Annotated in this window: 20 protein-coding genes; 12 read left to right on the top strand and 8 right to left on the bottom strand. The window is 70.5% G+C overall.

The window, feature by feature from the left end; all coding sequences use genetic code 11:
* Window positions 1-177: 177 nt before the first annotated feature.
* Window positions 178-1,194 (bottom strand): LacI family DNA-binding transcriptional regulator, encoded by a 1,017-nt coding sequence (locus tag AB0E94_RS35845; RefSeq protein WP_360335719.1) that lies wholly within the window; start codon window positions 1,192-1,194, stop codon window positions 178-180.
* A gap of 161 nt (window positions 1,195-1,355) precedes the next feature.
* On the opposite strand from AB0E94_RS35845, the gene AB0E94_RS35840 reads away from it, so the two are divergent.
* The 6 genes from AB0E94_RS35840 (at window position 1,356) to AB0E94_RS35815 (ending at window position 7,511) form a co-directional block, all read left to right on the top strand.
* Window positions 1,356-2,660 carry an ABC transporter substrate-binding protein gene (locus tag AB0E94_RS35840; protein ID WP_360335717.1) on the top strand — a complete coding sequence of 435 codons (1,305 nt, stop codon included), beginning with the start codon at window positions 1,356-1,358 and terminating at the stop codon, window positions 2,658-2,660.
* Window positions 2,660-3,574 (top strand): sugar ABC transporter permease, encoded by a 915-nt coding sequence (locus tag AB0E94_RS35835; RefSeq protein ID WP_360335715.1) that lies wholly within the window; start codon window positions 2,660-2,662, stop codon window positions 3,572-3,574. Before AB0E94_RS35840 ends, AB0E94_RS35835 begins: the two co-directional genes overlap by 1 nt.
* A complete protein-coding gene (locus AB0E94_RS35830) occupies window positions 3,571-4,398 on the top strand; it encodes a carbohydrate ABC transporter permease (RefSeq protein ID WP_360335713.1) in 828 nt (275 codons plus the stop codon). Before AB0E94_RS35835 ends, AB0E94_RS35830 begins: the two co-directional genes overlap by 4 nt.
* Before the next feature lie 5 nt (window positions 4,399-4,403).
* On the top strand, window positions 4,404-6,611 hold the full coding sequence (locus AB0E94_RS35825) for a family 78 glycoside hydrolase catalytic domain (RefSeq protein WP_360335711.1): 2,208 nt from the start codon (window positions 4,404-4,406) through the stop codon (window positions 6,609-6,611).
* A gap of 91 nt (window positions 6,612-6,702) precedes the next feature.
* Window positions 6,703-7,173 (top strand): SRPBCC family protein, encoded by a 471-nt coding sequence (locus AB0E94_RS35820; protein ID WP_360335709.1) that lies wholly within the window; start codon window positions 6,703-6,705, stop codon window positions 7,171-7,173.
* Window positions 7,170-7,511, top strand: a complete 342-nt coding sequence (locus tag AB0E94_RS35815) for a metalloregulator ArsR/SmtB family transcription factor (protein ID WP_360335707.1) — start codon at window positions 7,170-7,172, stop codon at window positions 7,509-7,511. Before AB0E94_RS35820 ends, AB0E94_RS35815 begins: the two co-directional genes overlap by 4 nt.
* 8 nt (window positions 7,512-7,519) lie before the next feature.
* Here the strand turns inward: AB0E94_RS35815 and AB0E94_RS35810 are convergent, their stop codons facing one another.
* Window positions 7,520-8,575, bottom strand: a complete 1,056-nt coding sequence (locus AB0E94_RS35810) for a hypothetical protein (protein ID WP_360335705.1) — start codon at window positions 8,573-8,575, stop codon at window positions 7,520-7,522.
* 301 nt (window positions 8,576-8,876) lie between these two features.
* Here AB0E94_RS35810 and AB0E94_RS35805 point away from each other — a divergent pair, with 301 nt between their 5' ends.
* The 3 genes from AB0E94_RS35805 to AB0E94_RS35795 are packed head-to-tail and all read left to right on the top strand — an operon-like array spanning window position 8,877 to window position 13,365.
* Complete coding sequence (locus AB0E94_RS35805) at window positions 8,877-11,657, top strand: FAD-linked oxidase C-terminal domain-containing protein (protein WP_360335703.1); 2,781 nt, start codon at window positions 8,877-8,879, stop codon at window positions 11,655-11,657.
* Window positions 11,658-11,681: 24 nt separating this feature from the next.
* Window positions 11,682-12,812: an MFS transporter gene (locus AB0E94_RS35800; protein WP_360335701.1), complete on the top strand. Its 1,131-nt coding sequence runs from the start codon at window positions 11,682-11,684 to the stop codon at window positions 12,810-12,812.
* Window positions 12,805-13,365, top strand: coding sequence for an AAA family ATPase (locus AB0E94_RS35795; protein WP_360335699.1), 561 nt, complete (start codon window positions 12,805-12,807; stop codon window positions 13,363-13,365). Before AB0E94_RS35800 ends, AB0E94_RS35795 begins: the two co-directional genes overlap by 8 nt.
* A 180-nt stretch (window positions 13,366-13,545) precedes the next feature.
* Here AB0E94_RS35795 and AB0E94_RS35790 read toward each other — a convergent pair whose 3' ends face one another.
* Complete coding sequence (locus tag AB0E94_RS35790; protein WP_360335697.1) at window positions 13,546-13,878, bottom strand: hypothetical protein; 333 nt, start codon at window positions 13,876-13,878, stop codon at window positions 13,546-13,548.
* A gap of 94 nt (window positions 13,879-13,972) precedes the next feature.
* Between AB0E94_RS35790 and AB0E94_RS35785 the strand changes: the two genes are divergently transcribed.
* The gene (locus AB0E94_RS35785; RefSeq protein ID WP_360335695.1) at window positions 13,973-14,539 is read left to right on the top strand and encodes a hypothetical protein; all 567 of its coding nucleotides are present in this window, start codon (window positions 13,973-13,975) and stop codon (window positions 14,537-14,539) included.
* Between the two features lie 54 nt (window positions 14,540-14,593).
* On the opposite strand, the gene AB0E94_RS35780 is transcribed toward AB0E94_RS35785, so the two are convergent.
* The 3 genes from AB0E94_RS35780 to AB0E94_RS35770 are packed head-to-tail and all read right to left on the bottom strand — an operon-like array spanning window position 14,594 to window position 17,633.
* A complete protein-coding gene (locus AB0E94_RS35780; protein WP_360335693.1) occupies window positions 14,594-15,760 on the bottom strand; it encodes an ABC transporter permease in 1,167 nt (388 codons plus the stop codon).
* Window positions 15,757-16,386 carry an ABC transporter ATP-binding protein gene (locus AB0E94_RS35775; RefSeq protein ID WP_360335810.1) on the bottom strand — a complete coding sequence of 210 codons (630 nt, stop codon included), beginning with the start codon at window positions 16,384-16,386 and terminating at the stop codon, window positions 15,757-15,759. The genes AB0E94_RS35780 and AB0E94_RS35775 overlap by 4 nt, the downstream gene beginning before the upstream one ends.
* 32 nt (window positions 16,387-16,418) lie before the next feature.
* Window positions 16,419-17,633 carry a hypothetical protein gene (locus AB0E94_RS35770; protein WP_360335691.1) on the bottom strand — a complete coding sequence of 405 codons (1,215 nt, stop codon included), beginning with the start codon at window positions 17,631-17,633 and terminating at the stop codon, window positions 16,419-16,421.
* 91 nt (window positions 17,634-17,724) lie between these two features.
* Here AB0E94_RS35770 and AB0E94_RS35765 point away from each other — a divergent pair, with 91 nt between their 5' ends.
* Both AB0E94_RS35765 and AB0E94_RS35760 read left to right on the top strand, forming a co-directional pair.
* Entirely contained in the window at window positions 17,725-18,411 is a 687-nt protein-coding gene (locus AB0E94_RS35765) for a response regulator transcription factor (protein ID WP_360335689.1), read from the top strand.
* A complete protein-coding gene (locus AB0E94_RS35760) occupies window positions 18,408-20,171 on the top strand; it encodes a HAMP domain-containing sensor histidine kinase (protein ID WP_360335687.1) in 1,764 nt (587 codons plus the stop codon). Before AB0E94_RS35765 ends, AB0E94_RS35760 begins: the two co-directional genes overlap by 4 nt.
* Here the strand turns inward: AB0E94_RS35760 and AB0E94_RS35755 are convergent.
* Window positions 20,158-21,312, bottom strand: a complete 1,155-nt coding sequence (locus AB0E94_RS35755) for a DUF6596 domain-containing protein (RefSeq protein ID WP_360335685.1) — start codon at window positions 21,310-21,312, stop codon at window positions 20,158-20,160. The genes AB0E94_RS35760 and AB0E94_RS35755 overlap by 14 nt on opposite strands.
* A 26-nt stretch (window positions 21,313-21,338) precedes the next feature.
* Window positions 21,339-21,710 carry a YciI family protein gene (locus tag AB0E94_RS35750; protein ID WP_360335683.1) on the bottom strand — a complete coding sequence of 124 codons (372 nt, stop codon included), beginning with the start codon at window positions 21,708-21,710 and terminating at the stop codon, window positions 21,339-21,341.
* Between the last annotated feature and the right edge of the window lie 583 nt (window positions 21,711-22,293).

Raw genomic sequence — 22,293 nt, 5'->3', positions numbered from 1 at the left:
TACCGCACCGATGTCGGTTTGACGACGGAATGCCCGCCGCGGGCGAAGGACAGCCGCCGATCTCGTGGAGTTCGGCGAGACAGGCGTGCTCGAAGTCCACAAGATGGCGCCGGAGCGGGCGGCGAGCGGCGAGTGGCGGACAGCGAGTGGCGGTGGTGGGCGGACGGGTGCGGGATGTCAGGACGGCGGCCGGATGCTGGAGCCGCGCACGTGCAGGTTGGTGGCGGCCACGTACCGGCGTGGCTCGGTGCGGCCCTGGAGCCGTTCCAGCAGCATGGTGGCGGCCTGGGCGCCCATCTCGACGCCCTGCTGGTCGACCGAGGTCAGGTCGATCAGTGGATGCGCGGCCAGGTCGGTGTTGTCGTATCCGGTGACCGCGATCCGGTCGCGCAGGCCCGCGGTGACGACCGCGTCGAGGGCGTCGAGAGCGATGTCGTCGTGTCCGGCGAACAGGGCGGTCGGCGGGTCCGGTTCGGCGAGGAGCTCGGCGGCGGCCCGGGTGGCGGGCACGGCGTTGTCGTGGCGGCGGGCGACCCGGGTCAGGTGGCCGAGCCCGGCTTCGGCCATGCACTGGCGGTACACCTCGAGCCGGATCGAGTGGGGGGTGCCGGATCCGGGTGCGGTCACCTCCTCGGGCTCGGTCAGGTGCGCGATGCGGCGGTGGCCGAGCTCGAACAGGTGGCGCATGACCGCGCGGGCCCCGGCGTGGTCGTCGCCGATGACCGTGTCGTAGCCGTGCGGGTGATCGTGCCGGCCGAGCATGACGACCGGCACCCGGCCGGCCAGATTTTCCAGCCAGGCCGTGTCGACCAGGGGGGAGACGGCGATGATGCCGTCGACCAGCCCGTCGGCCAGCGACTCGAGGGTGCTGTACTCGGGGCCGTCGGCGGGGGCGAGTATCACCTGGTAGGGCGTGCCGGCGACGGCCTGCTTGGCGCCCTGCATGATCTGGCTCATGAACCGCGCGTTGATGTGTGGGGTCTCCAGGCCGAGCCGGTAGCTGGAGCCGCGCAGCGCCCGGGCGGCCACGCTGGGCCGGTAGCCGAGCTCCTCGATCGCGGTCTCGACGCGGGCGCGCATGCCGGGGCTGACCCCGTAGGCGTTGCGGATCACCTTGGACACCGCGGCGCGGGAGACTCCGGCGGCCTCCGCGACGTCACTGATGGTGACCGAGCGACCCCTCTTGATCGACATATGCCTCACTGTAGACCGTTCTCCGCGAGCCGGAACAGCGGGTCAGGCAATCTTTGAAACGTTTCGAGTTTTGTCTTGTGTCGCTGACGTAGACCGGTCTACTGTGACGGCTGTTACACGCGGAGACCGATCTACAAACATGCGCGAAACCGGAGGTTCATATGAGGCTCGGTGCGGCGGTGCTGCTTGCGGGCGCCCTTTCCCTGTCGGCCTGCAGCGCCGGATCCCTGGGATCCAGCGACGACGCGGCCGGCGGCAAGACCCAGATCACCTTCCTGACCAACAACGACCCGGCCAACGTGAAGGTGGCCGAAGCGGTCATCGCCGCCTTCGAGGCCAAGAACACCGACGTCGACGTCAAGCTCGACACCCGGCCGCAGGGCAGTGAGGGCGACAACCTGGTCAAGACCCGGCTCTCCACCGGCGACATGGCCGACGTCTTCGAGTACAACTCCGGCTCGCTGCTCCAGGCCATCGCCCCGTCGACCAACCTGACGCCGATCACCGGCGAGTCCTGGGTCGGCGACCTGGACGAGACGTTCAAGAAGGTCGTCTCCAGCGGGACCGAGGTCTACGGCTCGCCCTGGCAGACCATCTCCGGCGGCGGCATCCTCTACAACAAGCCGCTCTACGCCAGACTCGGCCTCCAGGTTCCGAAGACCTGGGCCGATTTCATGGCCAACAACGCCAAGATCAAAGCTGCGGGTACGGCGCCGGTCGCCCAGACCTACAGCGAGACCTGGACGTCGCAGATCCTGGTGCTCGCCGACATGCACAACGTGTCCGCCGCCGACCCCGGCTTCGCCGAGAAGTACACGAACAACCAGGCCAAGTACGCGACGACGCCGGCCGCCCTGGCCGGTTTCCAGCACCTGGAGGAGCTGAAGAAGGCCGGCTACTGGAACGACGACTACGCCTCGGCCAAGTACAACGAGGGCCTGGCCGCCGTGGCGAACGGCACCGCCGCGCACTACCCGATGATCACGTTCGCGGTCACCGCCATCGACACCGCGGCCCCCGGCAAGACGAACGACGTGGGCTTCTTCGCGCTGCCCGGCACCGACGCGGCCAAGAACGGCGTGACCCTGTGGGAGCCGTCGGGCATCTACATCCCGAAGAGCACCGAGGGTGACAAGCTCACCGCGGCCAAGAAGTTCCAGGCGTTCCTGGCCTCGCCGGACGGCTGCGCGGCCCAGGCGACCGCGACGTCGCTGGGCGGCCCGTTCGCGGTCAAGACCTGCAAGCTGCCGGACGACGTGGCGACCGCGGTCAAGGACCTGAGCGTGTACGTGGACGCGGGCGCCGCCAGCCCCGCGCTGGAGTTCCTGTCCCCGATCAAGGGCCCGGCCCTGGAGCAGATCACCGTCGAGGTCGGCTCCGGCATCCGCCCGGCCGCGGACGGCGCGAAGCTGTACGACGAGGACGTGAAGAAGCAGGCGCAGCAGCTCGGACTCCAGGGCTGGTGATGACGACCGTCACCGAGACGGTGACTGAGGCTCCGGCGACCACGGTCCCGGAGCCCGGCCGCCGCAAGAGTCCGTATCCCTACTGGTTCATCCTCCCGGGCGGTGTCGTCTTCACCGTCTTCTTCCTGGTGCCGTCGGTGATGGCGTTCTGGTTCAGCCTCACCCGCTGGACCCTGTTCGACCAGGAGTTCATCGGCCTCGACAACTACGTGCAGTTCTTCCGGGAACCGGCGCTGGCGTCCGGGCTGTGGCACACGCTGGTCTACGCGGTGACCACCTCGGGGATGAAGGTGGTCCTCGGGATGGCGCTGGCCGTGCTGCTGACCGGGCCGATCCTGGGCCGCGGCTTCATGCGCTCAGTGGCGTTCTTCCCGGTGCTGGTCAGCACGATCGGTGTGGGCCTGACCTTCCAGATCCTGATGCACCCGACCCGGGGCGTCATCAACCAGGCGCTCGACCTGATCGGCATCACCGGCCCGGCCTGGCTGGTCGACCCGGACTGGGCGCTGCTGTCGGTCGCGTTCGTCGACGTCTGGCAGGGCGTCGGCCTGGCCACCGTCATCTACATGGCCGGCATCCTGTCGATCCCCGGCGAGTACTTCGAGGCCGCCAAGATGGACGGCGCCGGAGCCTGGCACCGCTTCCGGAACGTCACCCTGCCGCTGGCGAAACCGGCGACCGTGTCGGTGATCCTGCTGTCGCTGATCGGCGGGCTGCGCAAGTTCGACCTGATCTGGGCGATGACCAAGGGCGGCCCGGGTTTCACCTCCGACGTGATGGCGTCGGTGATCTACAAGCAGTACCAGGCCGGCTTCTACGGGCTCTCCACGGCCGGGAACGTCGTGCTGTTCCTGCTGGTGATCCTGATCGCGCTGCCGCTGTTCTGGTTCTTCAACCGCAAGGAGGACGCGTGAAGACCCGGACCAGCTATCCGCTGAGCGGCCTGGCGATCGTCCTGTTCGGCGTCGTGTTCCTGGTCCCGTTCGCGTTCATCGTGCTCACCGCGGGCAAGACCGCCCAGGAGTCGGCGCTGCTCGACTTCTCCTGGCCGACGCAGTGGGCGTTCATGGCGAACCTCCAAGCCGTGATCGAGGCCCGCGACTACCTGCTGATCATCGCGTTCATCAACAGCACGATCCTCACCGTCGCCAGCGTGACGGTGGTGGTGATCCTGGCGGCGATGGCCGGGTTCGTCCTCCAGCGCCGTAAGAGCCGGTTCACCCGGGCGGCGAACCTGATCATCCTGTCCGGACTCGTCCTGCCGCCGGCCGTCGTTCCGACCATCTGGGTGCTCCAGAAGATCGGCCTGTTCAAGACGATGCCCGGCCTGATCCTGGTCGAGATCGCGTACGCCATGGCCTTCTGTGTCCTGCTCTTCCAGGCGTTCATCGCCGGCATCCCGAAGGAGATGGACGAGGCCGCCACCATCGACGGCGCCGGGCCGCTGAGCCTGTTCTTCCGGGTCGTGTTCCCGCTGCTGCGGCCGATCATCGTGACCGTCGTGGTGGTGCAGACGGTGTTCATCTGGAACGACTTCACCAGCCCGCTCTACTTCCTGCCCGGCGACGAGAACGCCACCGTGCAGCTGACCCTCTTCAACTTCCAGGGCCAGTACGCCAGCTCCTACAACCTCCTGTTCATGGACATCCTGCTGGTCACGGTCCCCCCGCTGATCATGTTCATGATCTTCCAGCGCCAGATCGTGTCCGGCATGGTTGCCGGCTCGGTGAAAGGTTGAGCCACATGCAAGGTCGGATGATCACCCCGGTCAGCGAGCTGGGCAGCGCGCCGCTGTTCCGGACCGAGATCACGCTCGACGACGGGCACGGGCCGGTGACCACCGCGACACTGCGGATCAGCAGCCTCGGCGTGCACGAGGCCCGGATCGACGGGCAGCCGGTCGGCGACGACGTGCTGAGCCCCGGCTGGAGCTCCTACGAGCACCGGCTGCGCTACCTCACCCACGACGTCACCGCCCTGCTGAACAGCCGGAGCGTGCTCACCGTGCTGGTCGGCAACGGCTGGCACCGGGGGCGGCTCGGGTTCATGGGCGGCCGCGCGTTCTACGGCGACCGGCTCGGGGTCATCGCCGACCTGGAGATCACCTTCGCGGACGGGCACCGGCAGACCGTCGTCACCGACGAGACGTGGACCGCCGGCGGCTCCGACGTGCTCGCCGACGACCTCTACGACGGGCAGACCGTCGACGCCCGGCGGCGCTCCGCGAAGTGGCACGTGGCCGGGGGCGAGCCCGAGTGGTTCCTGCCGGTCAAGGCCCTCGACTTCGACGCGAGCGTGCTCACCCCGTACCTGAGCAATCCAGTGACCAGGCAGGATGTCGTCGCGCCGCAGGAGGTCTGGCTGTCGCCAACCGGGCGGATCCTGATCGATTTCGGGCAGAACCTGGTCGGCTGGCTGCGATTCACGGCGACCGGGCCGGCCGGATCGGAGATCCGGATCCGGCATGCCGAGGTCCTCGAACACGGCGAGCTCGGCGCGCGGCCGCTGCGCGACGCGCAGGCCACCGACCGATTCATCCTCAGCGGCGCGGAGGACTTCTTCGAGCCGACCATGACGTTCCACGGATTCCGGTACGCCGAGATCACCGGCCTGTCTCTCGAGGAGGCCCGTCGGGTCGAAGCCGTGGTCGTGCACACCGGCCTGCGTCGCACCGGCACCTTCGCATGCTCCGACGACCTGCTCAACCAGCTGCACAGCAACGTCGTGTGGAGCACCAAGGGCAACTTCCTGGACCTGCCGACCGACTGCCCGCAACGCAACGAGCGCCTCGGCTGGACCGGTGACATCGCCGTGTTCGCCCCGTCGGCCGCCTACCTGTTCGACACCGGGTCGTTCCTCGCCGACTGGCTGGCCGACCTGGCCGCCGAGCAGCGGGCCGCCGGCGGGCTGGTCCCGTTCGTCATCCCGGACGTGCTGAAATACCTGCCCGACGTGCCGGAGTTCCCCACCCCGGACAGCACCGCCTTCTGGTCCGACGCCGCGGTCTGGGTGCCGTGGACGCTCTGGCAGGCCTACGGCGACCGGGCGATCCTGGCGAGCCAGTACGAGTCGATGACCGCCCACGTGCGCCGGGTCGAGACGCTGCTGTCGCCGGCCGGGGTGTGGGACACGTCGTTCCAGTTCGGCGACTGGCTCGACCCGGACGCGCCACCGGACAACCCGGCCAAGGCCAAGGCCGATCCGGGGGTGGTCGCGACCGCCGCCTTCTACCGGTCGGCGACGATCACCGCCGAGACCGCGGCGCTGCTCGGCCGGGACCAGGACGCGGCCGAGTTCGGTGAGCTGGCCGCGCGGATCCGGGCGGCGTTCAACGAGCAGTACGTGTCGGCCGACGGCACGATCGTCTCGGACTGCACCACGGTCTACACGCTGGCGCTGGTGTTCGGGCTGGTCGACGACGAGGCGGCGGCCGGGCGGCGGCTGGCCCGGCTGGTGGCGGAGAGCGGGCACCGCATCTCGACCGGGTTCGCCGGCACGCCGTACATCCTCGATGCTCTGACCCGGACCGGACATCTCGATGTCGCCTACCGGCTGCTCCTGGAACGGGGATGCCCGTCCTGGCTCTACCCGGTGACGATGGGCGCGACGACGATCTGGGAACGCTGGGACTCGATGCTGCCCGACGGCTCGATCAACCCGGGCGAGATGACCAGCTTCAACCACTACGCGCTCGGCGCGGTCGCCGACTGGATGCACCGGGTGATCGGCGGCATCGCCCCGCTGGAGCCCGGCTACTCCCGGGTGCTGATCGCGCCCCGCCCCGGCGGTGGGCTGACCTGGGCCCGTGCCGGTCTCGACACGCCGCACGGACGTATCGAAGTGTCCTGGCGCCTGGTCGACGGCGAGCCGGCCGTCGACGTCACCCTGCCCGCGGGCGTGACCGGGGTGCTGTCGCTGCCCGGGAAGGAGGACATGGAGCTTTCCGGCTGAGGTGGTCCCGGGACCCATGCGCAACTAATGGTTGCGCATGGGTCCCGTGCGATCTAGAGTCATACGCAACCAATGGTTGCGGGAGGTTGAGATGGAGTACGGAAGCATCGAACGCGAGATCTACATCGAGGCGACGCCGGAGATCGTGTTCCAGGTGGTGAGCGACCCCGGCCACGTGAAGCGGTGGTGGCCGGACGACGCGGAGTACGACGTCGTGCCGGGCGCGACCGGCCGGATCGTCTTCGGCGACTGCGCCCACGGCGGCACCGCCGAGCAGCTCACCGTCGTCGACGTGCGGCCGCCGAAGACGTTCTCGTTCCGGTGGACACACCCGGCCGGAGAAGCCGCGGCGGTGGCCAACTCGCTGCTGGTCACCTTCGACCTCACCCCGCAGGGTGACGGGACGCTGCTGCGGATGACCGAGTCCGGGTTCCGCGAGCGCGGCTGGAACGACGCCGTCGTCGAGCAGTGCTTCAACGAGCACGTCACCGGGTGGGACTTCTTCCTGCCGCGCCTGGAGGCCTACGCGGCCACGGTCCAGCCCTCGAACGTCGGGTCATGATCGTCGACGACGATCTCTGGTCGGCGATCGGTGACCCGACCCGCCGCCGGATGCTCGACCTGCTGCTGACCGACGGCGGGGGCACCGCCACCACACTCGGGCACCGGCTGTCGGTCACCCGCCAAGGCGTGGCCAAGCACCTGGTCGTGCTGGAACGCGCCGGTCTCGTGCACGGCGTCCCGGCCGGGCGGGAGCGGCGCTACCGGGTCGACGACGCCCAGCTGGCCCGCGCGGTGGCCCAGCTGTCGTCGGTCGGCGCCGCCTGGGACGCCCGTCTCCAGCGGATCAAGCGCATCGCCGAGGCAATCGCGAATCCCCCGGCCCCGCCCGGACCGTGAGCCGTCGCTCAGCGGCGGGTTCGGCCCCGGCCGGACTGGTCGGTGGAGCTGATCTCCAGGTAGCCGACGCCGGCCACCGCGTCGACCTCCAGGCCGGTACCACTGTCCAGGTCGCCGGAGCGGACGACGGCGCCGGGCGCGGTGCCGCCGTTCTCGTCGCCGTACAGGACCACGTTCCCGGCGCCGTCACCGACCGTGACGCGTGCCGGGACGCGGCCGTCGGTCCAGATCCGCCAGTTGCTCACCCCGCCGGTCATCCGGATCGGCAGGACCCCGGACACCCGGCCGAGCACCAGGTTGAAGCTCTCCGCGCCGCCGTCCAGGTCGATCCGGCTGACCGAGCCCGACGTGGTGTCGAACCGGGCCGATTTCACCCCGGCCGAGAGCTGGAGACCCCAGACGATGCGGTTGCTGAGCCGGACCTCGACCGCCCCGTTCGAACCGGCCGAGTTGATCTCGATGCGCAGCACGCCGTCGGAGAACGTGGTGGTGGCGTCGACCTCGGAGCCGTCCGGCGAGCCCACGTCGAACGGCAGGTCACCCAGATCGTCGATGCGCACCGACAGGTCGGTGACGCCGGAGACGAACTCCAGGCGCGCCGACCGCACATCAGGCGGGCTGCTCGGCGTGGCCGAGACCGACGGCGGCGGGGTGGGGGAGAGCAGCAGCGGCGGCGGCATCGGGGCGGCGGTGATCTGCGGCTCGATGGCGACCGCCGACGGCGGCAGGGCGGCCCGCTGCTGGCGGATCTCCGACTCGGCGAGCGGGCGGGCCAGCAGCATCGTCCCGGCGACCACGGTCAGGGCGAGCACGCCGGTGAGCACGACCGGCCACCGCCGGTCCAGCGTGCCGGAGGCGCTGCGGACCTCGACGTCGACCGAGGAGAGGGCGTTCGGCGAGACTGAGTTCGACGAGACGGCGTTCGGCGGCAGCGGGAGGAAGCCCTCCCACGGGGCGCGCAGCCGGTGCGGCGCGTCCGGCCAGTAGTCGGAGATGTTCGGCAGCCGGTCACCCGGCTCGACCGGGTCCGGAGCGCGGTGGCGGGGCGCCCGGCGGGTCGTCACATAGCCGCCGACCCTCAGCGTTGAGGGACGCCGGCCTTCATCCGAGGAAGGCTCTTTCCGCCCCACACGCGTCTCCTTGCGGCGCTTGAAACCGATCTTCTGTGGAACGTACGCGCAGGAGGTTATCGCCCTTTTGTCGAGTTGCCAACAGTGCTGCTCCCGATTGCCGATCTCACAGCGAAACCGGCGCTGCGCAGGGCGTGAATCGGCGGCGACTACCATGACGGCGACGTCCCGAAGCAGGTTCACCGCCGCACGCTGCCCAAGGCGGACCAGCCCGAAGACAGCCTTGGAGTTCCGCGTGACAAACGACCTCGCCGCCCGGCTGCACCGGGCGGGCGTCACCGATGTCCTCACCGATGCGGCGCACCGGTCGGCGTACGCGAGTGACGCCTCCCTCTACCGGATCGTGCCGCAGCTGATCGTCCGGCCACGGCACGACGACGACGTCCTGGCGACGCTCGCGGTCAGCCGGGAGACGGGCGTGCCGATCACCGCCCGGGGCGCCGGCACGAGTGTGGCCGGCAACGCGATCGGGCCGGGCATCATCCTCGACTTCAGCCGCCACATGAACCGGGTGCTCGAGGTCGACGGCGACGCGCGGACCGCCCGGGTGCAGGCCGGCACGGTCCAGGCGACCCTCCAGGCGGCGGCGAAACCGTTCGGGCTGCGGTTCGGGCCGGACCCGTCGACGCACACCCGCTGCACGATCGGCGGCATGATCGGCAACAACTCGTGCGGCTCACGCACCCTGGGCTACGGCCGGACCTCGGACAACACGCTGGGCCTCAAGGCGTACACGATCGACGGCGACGAGCTGTCCACGTCGAAGAGCGTCGAGCAGCTGCGTGAGGTGATCGGGGCCAACCTGGCGATCGGCCGCACCGAGTTCGCGCGGTTCGGCCGGCAGGTCTCCGGCTACGCCGTCGAGCACCTGCTCCCGGAGAACGGGTTCAACCTCACCGAGTTCCTGGTCGGCAGCGAGGGCACCCTCGCGGTGATCACCGAGGCGACGGTACGGCTGGTCGCCGACCCGGCCCACCGGACGCTGATCGTGCTCGGCTACCCCGACTTCGGCACCGCCGGCGACATCATCCCGAAGATCCTGGAGTTCGCCCCGACCGCCTGTGAGGGCCTCGACCACCGCATCTGTGACCTGGTCCGGTCCCGTCGCGGCCCGGGTGCGGTGCCGCCGCTGCCGGCCGGCGCCGCCTGGCTGATGGTGGAGATCGCCGGCGACGACCTCGACGAGGTCCGCGAGCGGGTCGCCAAGCTGGCCGAGGTGGCCGAGGCGGTCGATCACCGGATCGTCGAGGACACCGCCGAGGCGGCCCCGCTGTGGAAGATCCGGGAGGACGGCGCCGGCCTGGCCGGGCGTGCGCCGAGTGGTCTGCCCGCGCACGCCGGCTGGGAGGACGCCGCGGTCCCGCCCGCCCGGATCGGCGCCTACCTGCGTGACTTCGACACCCTGTGCGCGCGGCACGGGCTGTCCGTCATGCCGTACGGGCATCTCGGCGACGGCTGTGTCCACGTGCGACTGGACTTCCCGCTGGACAAGCCGGACGGCCCGGCGCTGTTCCGCTCGTTCCTGGAGGACGCGGCCGACCTGGTGGTCGGCTACGGCGGTTCGCTCTCCGGCGAGCACGGCGACGGCCGGGCCCGGTCCGAGCTGCTGTCACGGATGTACTCGCCCGAGGCGATGGGCCTGTTCCGGCAGATCAAGGGCGTCTTCGACCCGCGTAACCTGCTTAACCCGGGCAACCTGGTCGACCCCGATCCGGTCGACGCCAACATCCGGGTGTCGCAGGCGCGCAAGGTGACAGTCCCGCTGGCACTGGCCTACCACCACGACGGCGGGGACTTCAACCAGGCCGTGCACAGGTGTACGGGCGTCGGCAAATGCCGCGTCGACACCCGTGTCCTCGGCGGGGTGATGTGCCCGTCCTTCCTGGCCACGAAGGACGAGAAGGACTCCACCCGGGGGCGCGCCCGCGTGCTCCAGGAGATGCTCGACGGTGACCTCGCCCCGAACTGGCGCGCGGAGGCCGTACACGATGCGCTTGATCTTTGTCTGTCCTGCAAGGGTTGTGCGTCGGATTGCCCGACCGGAATCGATATGGCGGCCTACAAGGCCGAGGTTCTGCACCAGAGTTTCAAAGGCCGGGTGCGGCCGCGGTCGCATTATTCGCTCGGCTGGCTACCCCGCTGGTCGCGGCTCGCGTCGAAGATGCCGGCGCTCGCCAACCTGGCCACCAGCCTGCCCGGCATCAAGGGCATCGCGCTGTGGATCGCCGGGGTGGACAAGCGCCGCAACATTCCGGCTTTCGCGCCGAAGACGTTCCGGTCGTCGTTCCAGCCGGTGCCGACCGGAAAGCCGGTGGTCCTTTTCGTCGACAGTTTCACCGACCATTTCTCGCCGGAGATCGCGCGGGCCGCCGTCGACGTGCTGGTCGACGCCGGTTACGCGCCGCAGGTGGCGAGCCGAAAAGCGTGCTGCGGCCTGACCTGGATCTCCACCGGCCAGCTCGACGCCGCCCGGCGGATTCTCGGCGGCACGGTCGCCGAGCTGCACGAGTCGGTGAAGAAGGGCATCCCGATCGTCGGCCTGGAGCCGTCGTGCACCGGCGTGCTGCGCCAGGACGCGGTCGAGCTGGTGAACAACGAGGCCGCCAAGGCGGTCGCCGAGGCGACCATGACGGTGGCCGAGCTGCTAGCCGCCACTCCCGGTTACACGCCGCCAAACCTCGATGGGGTACGGGTGATCGCCCAGCCGCACTGCCATCACCACGCCGTGATGGGCTGGGACGCCGACGCGAAACTGCTCAAGCAGGCCGGCGCGACCGTGAAACGGCTGGGCGGCTGCTGTGGCCTGGCCGGCAACTTCGGTGTCGAACGTGGTCACTACGAGGTGTCCGTGCAGGTGGCCGAGCAGCAGCTGCTGCCCGCGCTGGCGCAGGCCGAGGAGGGTGACGTCCTGCTCGCCGACGGTTTCTCCTGCCGCACCCAGGCCGACGACCTGGCCGGGGTCTCCGGGGTCCACCTCGTTCAGCTGTTGCAGCAGAAAATTCACGAGCGCCGATAGCCCCGGACCCGGTACGAATTCTTCGTGCCCCTACTGACACTGGTGTCCGCGATCCTGCTGTTCGGGATCGCGGAATCGATGGTCAACTCGTACATCATCCTGTTCGGCGCCGATGTGGCCGGGATGTCGCCACTCCAGCTCGGGGTGTGGACCTCGGCGTTCGCGGTCGGCGGCATCACGATCAGCTGGACGCTGGGCCGGATGTTCGACAGGCGACCGTCCCGCACGTACGCGATCGCGGTGATCGTGCTCGGCGCGGGCGGGTACGTGGTGCTGCCGCAGGTGACGAGTTTCCCGCTGCTGCTCCTGATGGCGGCCACCGTCTTCGCGTCGTTGAGTGCGGCGTTCCCGCAGCTGTTCGCGCTGGGCCGGGCAGTGCTCGGGGAGGGCCGTTCGACACCGTTCCTGCGGGCGTCCTGGTCGATGGCGTGGGCGGTCGGCCCGCTGATCGGTGCTCTGGTGCTGGCCCGGGGCGGTTACCCGTGGCTGATGTGGACCGCGGCCGGGGCGTACCTGATCGCCGCCCTGACCGTGCTGCTGGTGCCCCGCCCCGGCCCGGCTCCGGTGGCGGCCACCACCACCTCCACCGCCGGCGCCACCCCGGTTCTGCTGACCGCGAGCGTCACCCTGTTCTTCACCGCGATGTTCGCCGGGGGCATCGCCCTGGCACTGTTCGTGACCCGGGGCCTGAACCAGCCGGCCGAGTCGATGGGTGTGCTCTTCAGCGTCTGCGCCGCCGTCGAGGTGGTGGCCACCCTGGCGCTGGCCGTACTGCCGGCGCGAACCAGCCAGCTCGCGCTGATCCTCGTCGGTTTCGGCTCCTTCGCCGCCTATCACTACTTGACGGTGGCGGCGACCGGCATGCCGCTGCTGATCGCCGGACAGGCGCTGCGGGGCATCGCCATCGCGATCGTCGCCACCGCCGGGATCCGTTACTTCCAGGACCACCTGGCCCCGGCGACGGGCCGGGCCACCACGCTGTTCGCCAACGCGTCCACCACCGGCCTGCTGATCTCCGGCATCCTGTCCGGTGTGGCGGTGGAACAGTTCGGATACCGGACGACCCTGGTCCTCTGCGGAACCGCGGCGCTCATCGGCGGCGTGCTCTTCGCCCTGGGCGCCCGCCGGAAGACAGAAACCCTCTCCCATGCCTGAGCCACCCACCCTGGTGATCATCCGCGGCAATTCCGGCAGCGGAAAGACCACGACAGCCCGGGAGGTACGCCGCAGGTACGGCCGGGGTTGTGCCCTGATCGAGCAGGACCAGCTGCGGAGAGTGCTACTCCGCGAACACGGCGGCCTGGGCGACGACGCGATAGCCCCCGGTTTCATCACGGCGACCACCAGAGCCGCCCTGGACTCGGGGTACCACGTGATCCTGGAAGGCATCCTGCACACCGGGGAGCACGCCACCCACCTGAGAAACCTGGCCGAGTCCCACCAGGGGCCGGTTCGCTGCTTCTATTTCGACATCCCGTTCGAGGAGACGGTGCGAAGGCACCGGAGCAGACCGGAACTGGCGCATGTGACAGCCGACATGATGCGGGACTGGTACACGAAACGGGACCTGCTCGGAGTGCCCGGGGAAACGGTGATTCCGCAGGAGGCCTCCTTCGAACAGGCCGTGACCACCGTCCTGCACGACAGCGGCCTCGGCCGGACCGCACCGCGGACCCCCTGCCCGACGAATTGCCCGCGCTGCCGCTGAAGACGGTGGCCGATCTTCCGCCAGCCGCGGCCGCCGGCGTTCGGCCCCCGGGGGCCGGAGGGTGACTGCCCGTCGGTAGTCGTGCGCTGACCATCGCTGTGGCCGGTGGGCCCGCCCTCAGTGGTCGTGCAAGAGCCGGCGGAGGAAAAGTGGGTCACTCTCGTGGGGTGGTCACCGGCTTCAGTCCTCCACTGTGTAGGCGGTGAAGTTGTAGACGCCAGGGGCCTGTTTCTCCACCTCGGCGCCGACCCTGACGCCCTGGTCGGCCCAGGCTCGGTCCTGGTCCTCCCGGACGTCGTCGGGCATGTGCTGGTAGCCGTATTCGGAGTAGAGCAGCACCCCGAGGGCCAGCGGCTCGTAACCGTCGTAGTCGTAGACGCGTGGCACCGCGCGGGGCAGGCCCAACCGGGCGGTGGCGGCACGGATGTGGGTGAGGATCGCCGACTGCTCGCCCTCGGGAAGGGGCGCGCCGTCGGCGCGGGACACGAACAGGGCGGGGCCGAACGCAGACATGGACGCTCCTGATCGAACCTGACGACTTCCTGATTATTGCTCGTCAGGCTGTCCGGCGCGGCGGGGATCGGCCCCGCCGGACAGGAGGTTCCCCATGCGGAGGAATGCCGCGCTCATGTTCGCCGTGCTCGCGTTGACCGCGCTGCCGGCCTGCGGTTCCCCGGACACCCCCGAGGCGGGTGGCGCGCCGCGGGTGGCGACGTTGCAGAGCGCGGCCGCCACGCCTTCGGCGGCGGCGTCCAAGAAGGCGGAACGGCCCCGGGAACGGCTGGACATGACGCCTGAGGAGTACGAGGTGCTGCTCGAGCCGTACAACAAGTGCATGCGTGAGCAGGGCTTCGATCCGGTCGACGCGCGCAAGAAGGCCGAGGTGGCGGTGCCCGGCTCGGAGGCGGAGAAGAAGGTGGAGAAGGCGAATCAGATCTGTGAGCCGCAGTTCCTGCCGCTGCCGCCGTGGGAGAAGGACCCGGCCAATCCGGAAGCCCGGGACTTCGCGCTCGACGTGGTGAAGTGCCTCAAGCGGGAGGGTGTCGAGTTCGTCGAGGTCAGTGAGGACGGCATCTCGATCGCGCTGGGCGGCGACCAGAACGACTCGCGGTCGATCACCCTGGGCATGGACCGCATCCCGGACTGCGAGCGCGAGGCCGCGGCCAAGAACTGAGAACGTCGGGAGAACGGCGGCCGGGAGAACCCGGCCGCCGTTTCATGTGAGGAGTCAGTGCAGGGCCTGTGCCGGCGGCAGCCGAGCGGCGCGCACGGACGGGTAGACCCCGGCCAGGACACCGATGACCACGGCCCCGCCCACGCCGGCCGCGGCGGATTCGAGCGGCACCACGATCGGCCAGCTCTGCCAGCGGGCGTAGCCGACCGTGGCCAGCAGTCCCAGCACCGTTCCGGCCAGGCCACCGGCGGTGGAGAGCACCATCGACTCGGTGAGGAACTGCCCGCGGATCTGTCCACGGGTCGCCCCGAGCGCCCGCCGCAGGCCGATCTCCGAGCGTCGTTCCAGCACCGACACCACCATCGTGTTGGCCACCCCGATCCCGCCGATCACCAGCGCCACCGCGGCCAGGGCCAGGAACAGCACGGAGAAGCTGCTCTCGGTGGCCCGTTTGGCGGCGAGCGCGTCGGACGGGCGGGTGACCAGGACCTGGCCGGGCCGTTCCGGGTTGATCGACTCGGCCAGCACCGACCGGACCGTCTCCAGCTGGGACTCCTCGGCCCGCAGGTAGACGACCGTGGGCCGGCCGTCGAACCGCAACTCGGCACGGGCCGCCTCCCAGCCGACCAGCACCGACCGGTCGATGTCCGGCGACAGCGGAGTGGCCGCCAGGATCCCGACGACGGTGAACCAGCGGTCGCCGATCAACACCTGCTGGCCCGCTGTCACCGAGGTGATCCCGAGGCGGGTGGCGGCGACCGAGCCGAGCACCACGGTCGGGAACCCGGCCCCGGCCGCGGTCAGCCAGTGCCCGTTCTCGACCCGGGCGCCGATCACCGGCAGCAGATCGAGGCGCGCCGCGAGCACGGTCAGGCCGGTGCCGCTGGTGGGTTCGGCGCGGTCGCTACGGCGTACCGGAGCATGGGTGTTGCCGACCGCGCTGGCGAGACGGACCGGGCCGATCCGCTTGGCCATCGCGACCGCTGATTCCGGCAGCCGCGCCGGCGGCTGCTGGTCGGGGACCGGCATCACCTGGAGGGTGTCGGTGCCGAGCGCGGTCAGTTCGCGGACGAGGGCGGCCTGGCTGGACGCGGGAATGCCGGTCACCACGATCATCGTGGCGATGCCGATCGCGATGCCGAGGCCGGAGAGCAGGGCCCGCAGTGGCCGGGTACGCAGCCCGACGACGCCGAGGCCGAGCAGGTCGACCGGGTTCATCATGCGATCAACCGCCCGTCGCGGATCTCGACCCGGCGGGGCAGCGCGGCCGCGATCTCCCGGTCGTGGGTGATCAGGGCGATCGTGGCGCCTTCGGTGTTGAGCCGGTGCAGCAGCGCCAGCACGGTCTGCCCGGTGGCGGTGTCCAGGGCGCCGGTCGGTTCGTCGGCGAGGATCAGGGCCGGGCTGTTGACCAGGGCGCGGGCGATGGCGACCCGCTGCCGTTCGCCGCCGGACAGCTGGTGGGGCCGGTGGTCGGCGCGGTGGGCGAGGCCGACCCGGTCGAGGGCCTGGAGCGCCATCGTCCGCCGTTGGCGGCGCGGCACCCCGGCGTAGAGCAGGCCGGTGGCGACGATGTCGGTGGCGGCGAGGCCGTCGGTCAGGTGGAACTGCTGGAAGACGAAACCGATCTCGCGGGCCCGCAGCGCCGACAGCCGCCGGTCGGAGAGGGTCGTGACGTCCTGCCCGGAGATGTGGACCGTGCCGGAGGTCGGCCGGTCCAGCGTGCCGATGATGTTGAGCAGGGTGGATTTTCCCGAGCCGGAGCGGCCGACGATCGCCACGAACTCGCCCGCGTGGATGTCGAGGTCGATGCCGGACAGGGCGGTCACACCACCGGGGTAGACCATGCCGGCCCCGCGGACCGAGAGCACGGGAGCCGTCACGACGCCACCACCACCTCGTCGCCTTCGGCGAGACCGTCGCCGGTGATCTCGACCCAGCCCTGCGCGAACATTCCGGTGGTCACCGCGACAAGACCATGCTGCGTCTGTACGGCGTACCCGCCCTCGGCCAGCGCGATCAGGGCCTCGACCGGCGCCGCCAGGACGTTCTCGCGCGCTTTGCCGGTGAAGCTGACGGTCACCTCGGCGGAGTCGATCTTCGCGATGGCGGCCGGGTCGTTCACCGTCACCGTCACGGTGAGTTGTGGGGTGCTGTCGCCGACCGCGCCTTCCGGGGCGGCCAGGGTGCGGCCGACGGACAGCACGCGGGCCGGCACCTCGGTCTCGTCGGGCAGGATCACCGTGACGTTCGCGCCGCGCTCGATCGACGCGGCCTCGGCCATGGCGGCGGACACGGTGATCACCTTGCGGGTGGGGGTGACCGACATGAGCGGGCCGTTCGCCGGGGCGCCGGGTTGCACGGCGACCGCGTCGACGCGGACCGCGCCGGCGAGGATCTCGACGTCACCGACCGCGATCGCGCCGGTCTCGGGGAGGCCGAGGTCGCGCTGCCACTTCTTGATCGCCGTGATCATCGAGGAGGTGAGGACCCCCTCGTCCTTCTTGATCTTGACCGGCGAGGGCGGCGGCGCGGACGAGGCCGATGATTCGGGTGATCCGGTCGATTTCGGCGCAGGCCCTTCCTGGGTGGCCTCTCCCTGGCCCGCTTCTCCCTGGGCGGCGGATTCAGGTGCGGGCGGGGTCACCCAGGAACCCTCGCGGGGCCGGTAACCCAGCGAATAGCCGAGTTTCTCCAGATTGTTCGCGATGATCTGCACGTCGCGGCCGACCAGGTTCCGGCCCTTGATCGACCGGTACAGCGGCATCCCGCCGTAGAACAGCGGCACCGGCCGATCATCGGCACGGTACAACTGCTGCCCCCGCTTGATGCTCGCACCGGGCGCCGGCAGCCACGTGACAGTCGCCTCCTGGTGGCCCTGCACAGCGCGCGATTGCCCGTACCCGATGGTCCCGGGAATGGTCTTTGACGTGCTCAGATCGCGTCGCTCCAGCTTGGCGGAGGAGACCGCCTCCGTCGCGGCCGGTGTGGGCTGCGCCTCCGATCGCGGCTGGAGCCAGAAGAACGCGCCGGCGGAGACGGCGGCCACGACCAGGCCGATCCCGATCCGCCGGAGATGAGAGTGAGCAGGCATGGCGGAGAGCCTGGGCGGAGATCGTCAGAAAGCTGTTAGGTCTGCCGCGGAGACGGGCCCGGGGGTGGCGCCCGCACCTATAGTCGCCGCCATGTGCGCACATGTGCTGGTCGCCGACGACGACCCGAGGCAGGCCGAGGTGGTCCGCCGCTACCTGCAGGCCGACGGCCACGAGGCGACCGTGGTGCACGACGGCCGGCAGGCGCTGGAGCAGGCCCGCCGGCTGCGCCCGGACCTGCTGGTGCTGGACGTGATGATGCCGGAGCTGGACGGCCTGCACGTGTGCCGGACGCTGCGCGCCGAGTCGGAGGTGCTGGTGCTGATGCTGACCGCCCGCACCGGCGAGGACGATCTGCTGCTCGGCCTGGAGCTGGGCGCCGACGACTACCTGACCAAGCCGTACAGCCCGCGGGAGCTGATGGCCCGGGTGCGTACGCTGCTGCGCCGGGCGAACCGGTCCGCGCCGAAACCGGCGCACACACTGGGCCGGGTGACGCTGGACCCGGAGACGCACCGGGTGACCGTCGACGGCGAGCCGATCGAGTGCACCCGCGGCGAGTTCGCGATCCTGGCCGCCATGTGTGAGCAGCCGGACCGGGTGTTCAGCCGCGCGCAGTTGCTGCACCACACCCGGGGCATCGACCGGAGCTCCACCGAGCGGACCATCGACGTGCACGTGATGAACCTGCGCCGCAAGATCGAGATCGACCCGCAACGGCCGGTGCAGCTGCTCACCGTGTACGGGGTGGGCTACCGGCTGACGGCGGGCGCGGCATGACCCGGGTGCCGTGGCGGCACAGCCTGGTGACCCGCCTGCTCGCCACGTCGGTGCTGATCGCGGTGGCCGCCATCGGGGCGACCGCGTGGCTGGCGGTACGCACCGCGACCCGCGCGATCAACCAGGAGCAGGGCCGGTCGCTCACCGACGACAAGGGCGTCTACGACATGCTGGTCGCCTACGCGGCCGAGCATCCGGACTGGTCGGAGGCGCCGCAGCTGATCCGGGACCGGGCTGCGAAACTGGGCCGGCGGATCACCCTGATGACCGAGGACCGTCAGGTGATCATCGATTCCGGGCCGGGCCCGTCGCTGGCCACGGCCCGCCCGTCGGCCGTCGTCGACCCGCTGAATCTGGACCTCGGCCTGACCGGCGGCACCGAGCGGATCGACACCCGGGCGGTCGGGCCCTACCTGCTGCCGGCCGCCGAACGGGCCAAGCTGCGCGACTACGCCCTCAAATCGAAGTCGTGCCTCGACGACGAAGGGGTGTCCGGCCGGATCATCGACCTTCCGAGCGGCCGCCCGGCCCTGGAGCTGACCGTGCCCGATACGACAGGTGTCCTGGGCCGGTGTTCGGGCGGGCTCGACGAGGAGGTCACCGACACCGAGCGGAAGGCGCTGGCCAGCCTCGGGAAGATGACGAGCGCCTGCCTGGGCGGAGTGAACGGTGGCACGGTGATGGTGTCGCCACGGTTCAGCGCCTACGTGCTCACCGACAAGGAGGCGCAGGACCGTACCGTCGTGCCGATCATCCCCGCCGAACACAAGGGCGCGGTGGCCGGCCGTACCGCCCGGGTCCGGACCTGCCTGGAGAAGTCGCGCCGCACCCAGCTGCAACCCTTCGTCGCGCCGCCCGCCCTGCTCTTCGTCACCGACCCGGACACCGGCGCCGACGAGACCACGTTCACGCTGTCCGAGGAGAACACCGTCCGGATCGTCACCACCACCGGCGCGGTCCTGTTCGCCACCATCCTGGTGACCGTCCTGGCCGGTCGGCGGCTGGTCCGGCCGTTGCGGGCGCTGACCGAGGCCGCCGACCGGCAGGCGCCGATGGTGGTGTCCGGCCGGGACGAGATCGCCCACCTGGCCCGGGCGCTGAACGCGTCGGCCGAGCAGCGGCGGGCCATGGTCAACGACGTGGCGCACGAGCTGCGCACACCGCTGACCAACATCCGCAGCTGGCTGGAGGCGGCCCAGGACGACCTGGCGCCCACCGACGCGCAGCTGGTCGACCTGCTGCACGAGGAGTCGGTGCAGTTGCAGCACCTGATCGACGACCTGAGCGACCTGGCCGCGGTCGACGCCGGGACGCTGCGGGTGCATCCGGAGCCGATCCGGGTGCGGGACGTGATCGAACAGGTCGTCGAAGCCCACCGGGGGACCGCCGCGGTGCGCCTGGAGACGTCGGTCGAGGGCGATCCGGTGGTCACGGCCGATCCGGTACGGCTGCGGCAGGTCGTCGGCAACCTGGTCTCCAACGCGATCCGCTACACCCCGCCGGGCGGCTCGGTCACGGTCACCGCGGCACGGACCACCATTTCGGTACGCGACACCGGCATCGGCATCAGCGCGGACGACCTGCCCCGCGTGTTCGACAGGTTCTGGCGTGCCGACGAGTCACGCAGCCGGGCCACCGGTGGCAGTGGCCTGGGCCTGGCGATCACCCGGAAGCTGGTCGAGGCCCACGGCGGCGTCATCGACGTGCGGAGCGAGGTCGGCCGGGGAACCGTCTTCACCGTCCGCCTCACCGCCTCCTGATCAGGAACTCCCGCTCGGCGTCGTCGTGGGTCAGGGCGATCGCCCGGTCGTACTCGGCCGTCGCCTCCGCCTGCCGCCCGAGCCGCCGCAGCAGATGAGCCCGGGTCGCGTGCGCGGGCTGGAAACCGTCGCCGGCCAGACCATCCAGCACGGCGAGCCCGGCGGCCGGGCCGTCGGCCTCGGCGGTCACCGCGGCCAGCGCGACGCCACCACCCAGCGACGGCGCGAGATCGTTCAGGATCACATGCAGATCCCGCAGCGTACGGGCATCCGCCGCGCCCGAGCAGTGCAACGCCTGGATGGCCGCCTCCACCTGGAACCGGCCCAGCCGTCCGAGCCGGTGCGCGACCCGCAGATGCTCGTGTGCCCGCCCGATCAGCCCGTGGTCCCAGCGTGCCGGATCCTGCTCGCCGAGCGGCACGAACCGTCCGTCCGCGCCGATCCGGGCGCCCGCCCGGGCCGCCGACAGCTGCACCAGCGCGGCCAGCCCGTGCACCTCCGGATCGCCGGGCGCCAGCGTGGCCAGCACCTCGGCCAGGTGCAGCGCCTCGGCCCCGGACCGGTCGAGCGCATACGCTCCGTAGGCGGCTTCGAGCACCGCCGTCATCCGGGCCGGCAGGTCCGCCCGGTCCGGGATCCGGAACGGGATGCCCGTCGTCCGGATCCGCTTCTTCACCCGCACCAGCCGCGTCGCCATGGTGGCCGCCGGCACCGAGAACGCCCGCCCGACCTGCTCGGCGGTGAACCCGAGCACGGTGTTCAGCATCAGCGGCGTGTGCATGGCCGGGTCGATCGCCGGATGCGCGCAGACCAGCATCAGCTCCAGCCGCCGGTCCGGGATCGCGTCCACGTCGAGGTCGTCCAGGTGGGCCGGGGCGTCCCGGTCCACGTCGAGCGCCACGGTCCGCCGGAACTCGGCCGCCCGCCACCTGTCCCGCAGCCGGTTGCGGGCCACGGTCAGCAGCCAGCCGCCGGGGTTGCCGGGCACACCCTGCTCCGGCCAGGTGCGGACGGCCGCCTCGTAGGCGTCGGCGAGCGCGTCCTCGGCCGCCGGGATGTTCCCGGACCCGGCCGCGAGCAGGGCCAGCAGCCGCCCGTGCCAGTCACGGGCGGCTGCGGCGGCCGCAGTCAGCGGGTCCATCCGCTGGTCTCCGTCACCTGTCTGGGTCAGCGGGTCCATCCATCGTCCAGGAACGACGTCGACACCGGGCGGATCTCGATCGAGCCCCATTGGGCGGCCGGGTTCTGCTGAGCCCAGCCGATCGCCGCGTCCAGGTCCGGCACGTCGATCAGGAAGATCCCGGCCAGCGCCTCCTTCGTCTCGGCGAACGGCCCGTCCTGCACCCGCGGCGTCCCGTCCCGGCGGGTCACGGTGGTCGTCGACCCGGTCGGCTGGAGCACGTCCGCCGACAGCAGGACACCGGCCTGGGCGAGCGCTTTCGCGTACACGTCGAAAGCCCGCTGGGCCTCGGCGATCACCTCGGCGTCGAGCTCGCCGTCAGCCGGCTCGTGGTGGTGCATCAGTAGCGCGTACCGCATGGTCTGTCTCCCTTGCCGTCGGAAACCGTCACCGTGATGACGACCCAGCCGTCCCCGAATCGTCACCGCAACAACAATCCCCCCACATCCGGTCGATCGCGGCGGCCCGCTGTCTCGGGTCCGGTTCCGTGGCGGTGGGCGTCCCGCCTTCGGCCGACCCGTTGGCGCCGGGCGGATCCCGTAGATCTTGCACGATTCTCCACGTTTGTGGCGATCATGCACGATTCTTCATGCCCAGCCGCGGTTCATATTGCAAGATCCATTTCGCGGTTGGGATCTTGCAGCCTCCTTCCGGCGGGGAAGCTTCTTCAAGGCCTTCGCTGGATCCGGGGCCAATCCATCTGCTGTGCGTTGTTTCCGTCGAGCGTTCGGGCTATTGCGCCGATCACGCAGGCGATTCAGACACCAGCCCGATGCCGGAAATGTCGCATTAACGAGTTGATTTCTCCCCGTCAGTCTTATAGATCTTGCACGGTTCTCCTCCCCGTCAGCGACGCTTCTATAGGTGGGCCGGTTCCGGGAGGGGTTGGTATCGGTAGGGTTCGGCACCGGTGATCTACGAGTGACTCATGCAAGATCTGGC

The sequence above is a fragment of the Actinoplanes sp. NPDC026670 genome, from assembly GCF_040638175.1.
Classification (GTDB): Bacteria; Actinomycetota; Actinomycetes; order Mycobacteriales; family Micromonosporaceae; genus Actinoplanes.
This window is presented reverse-complemented; position numbering and strand designations above follow the sequence as displayed.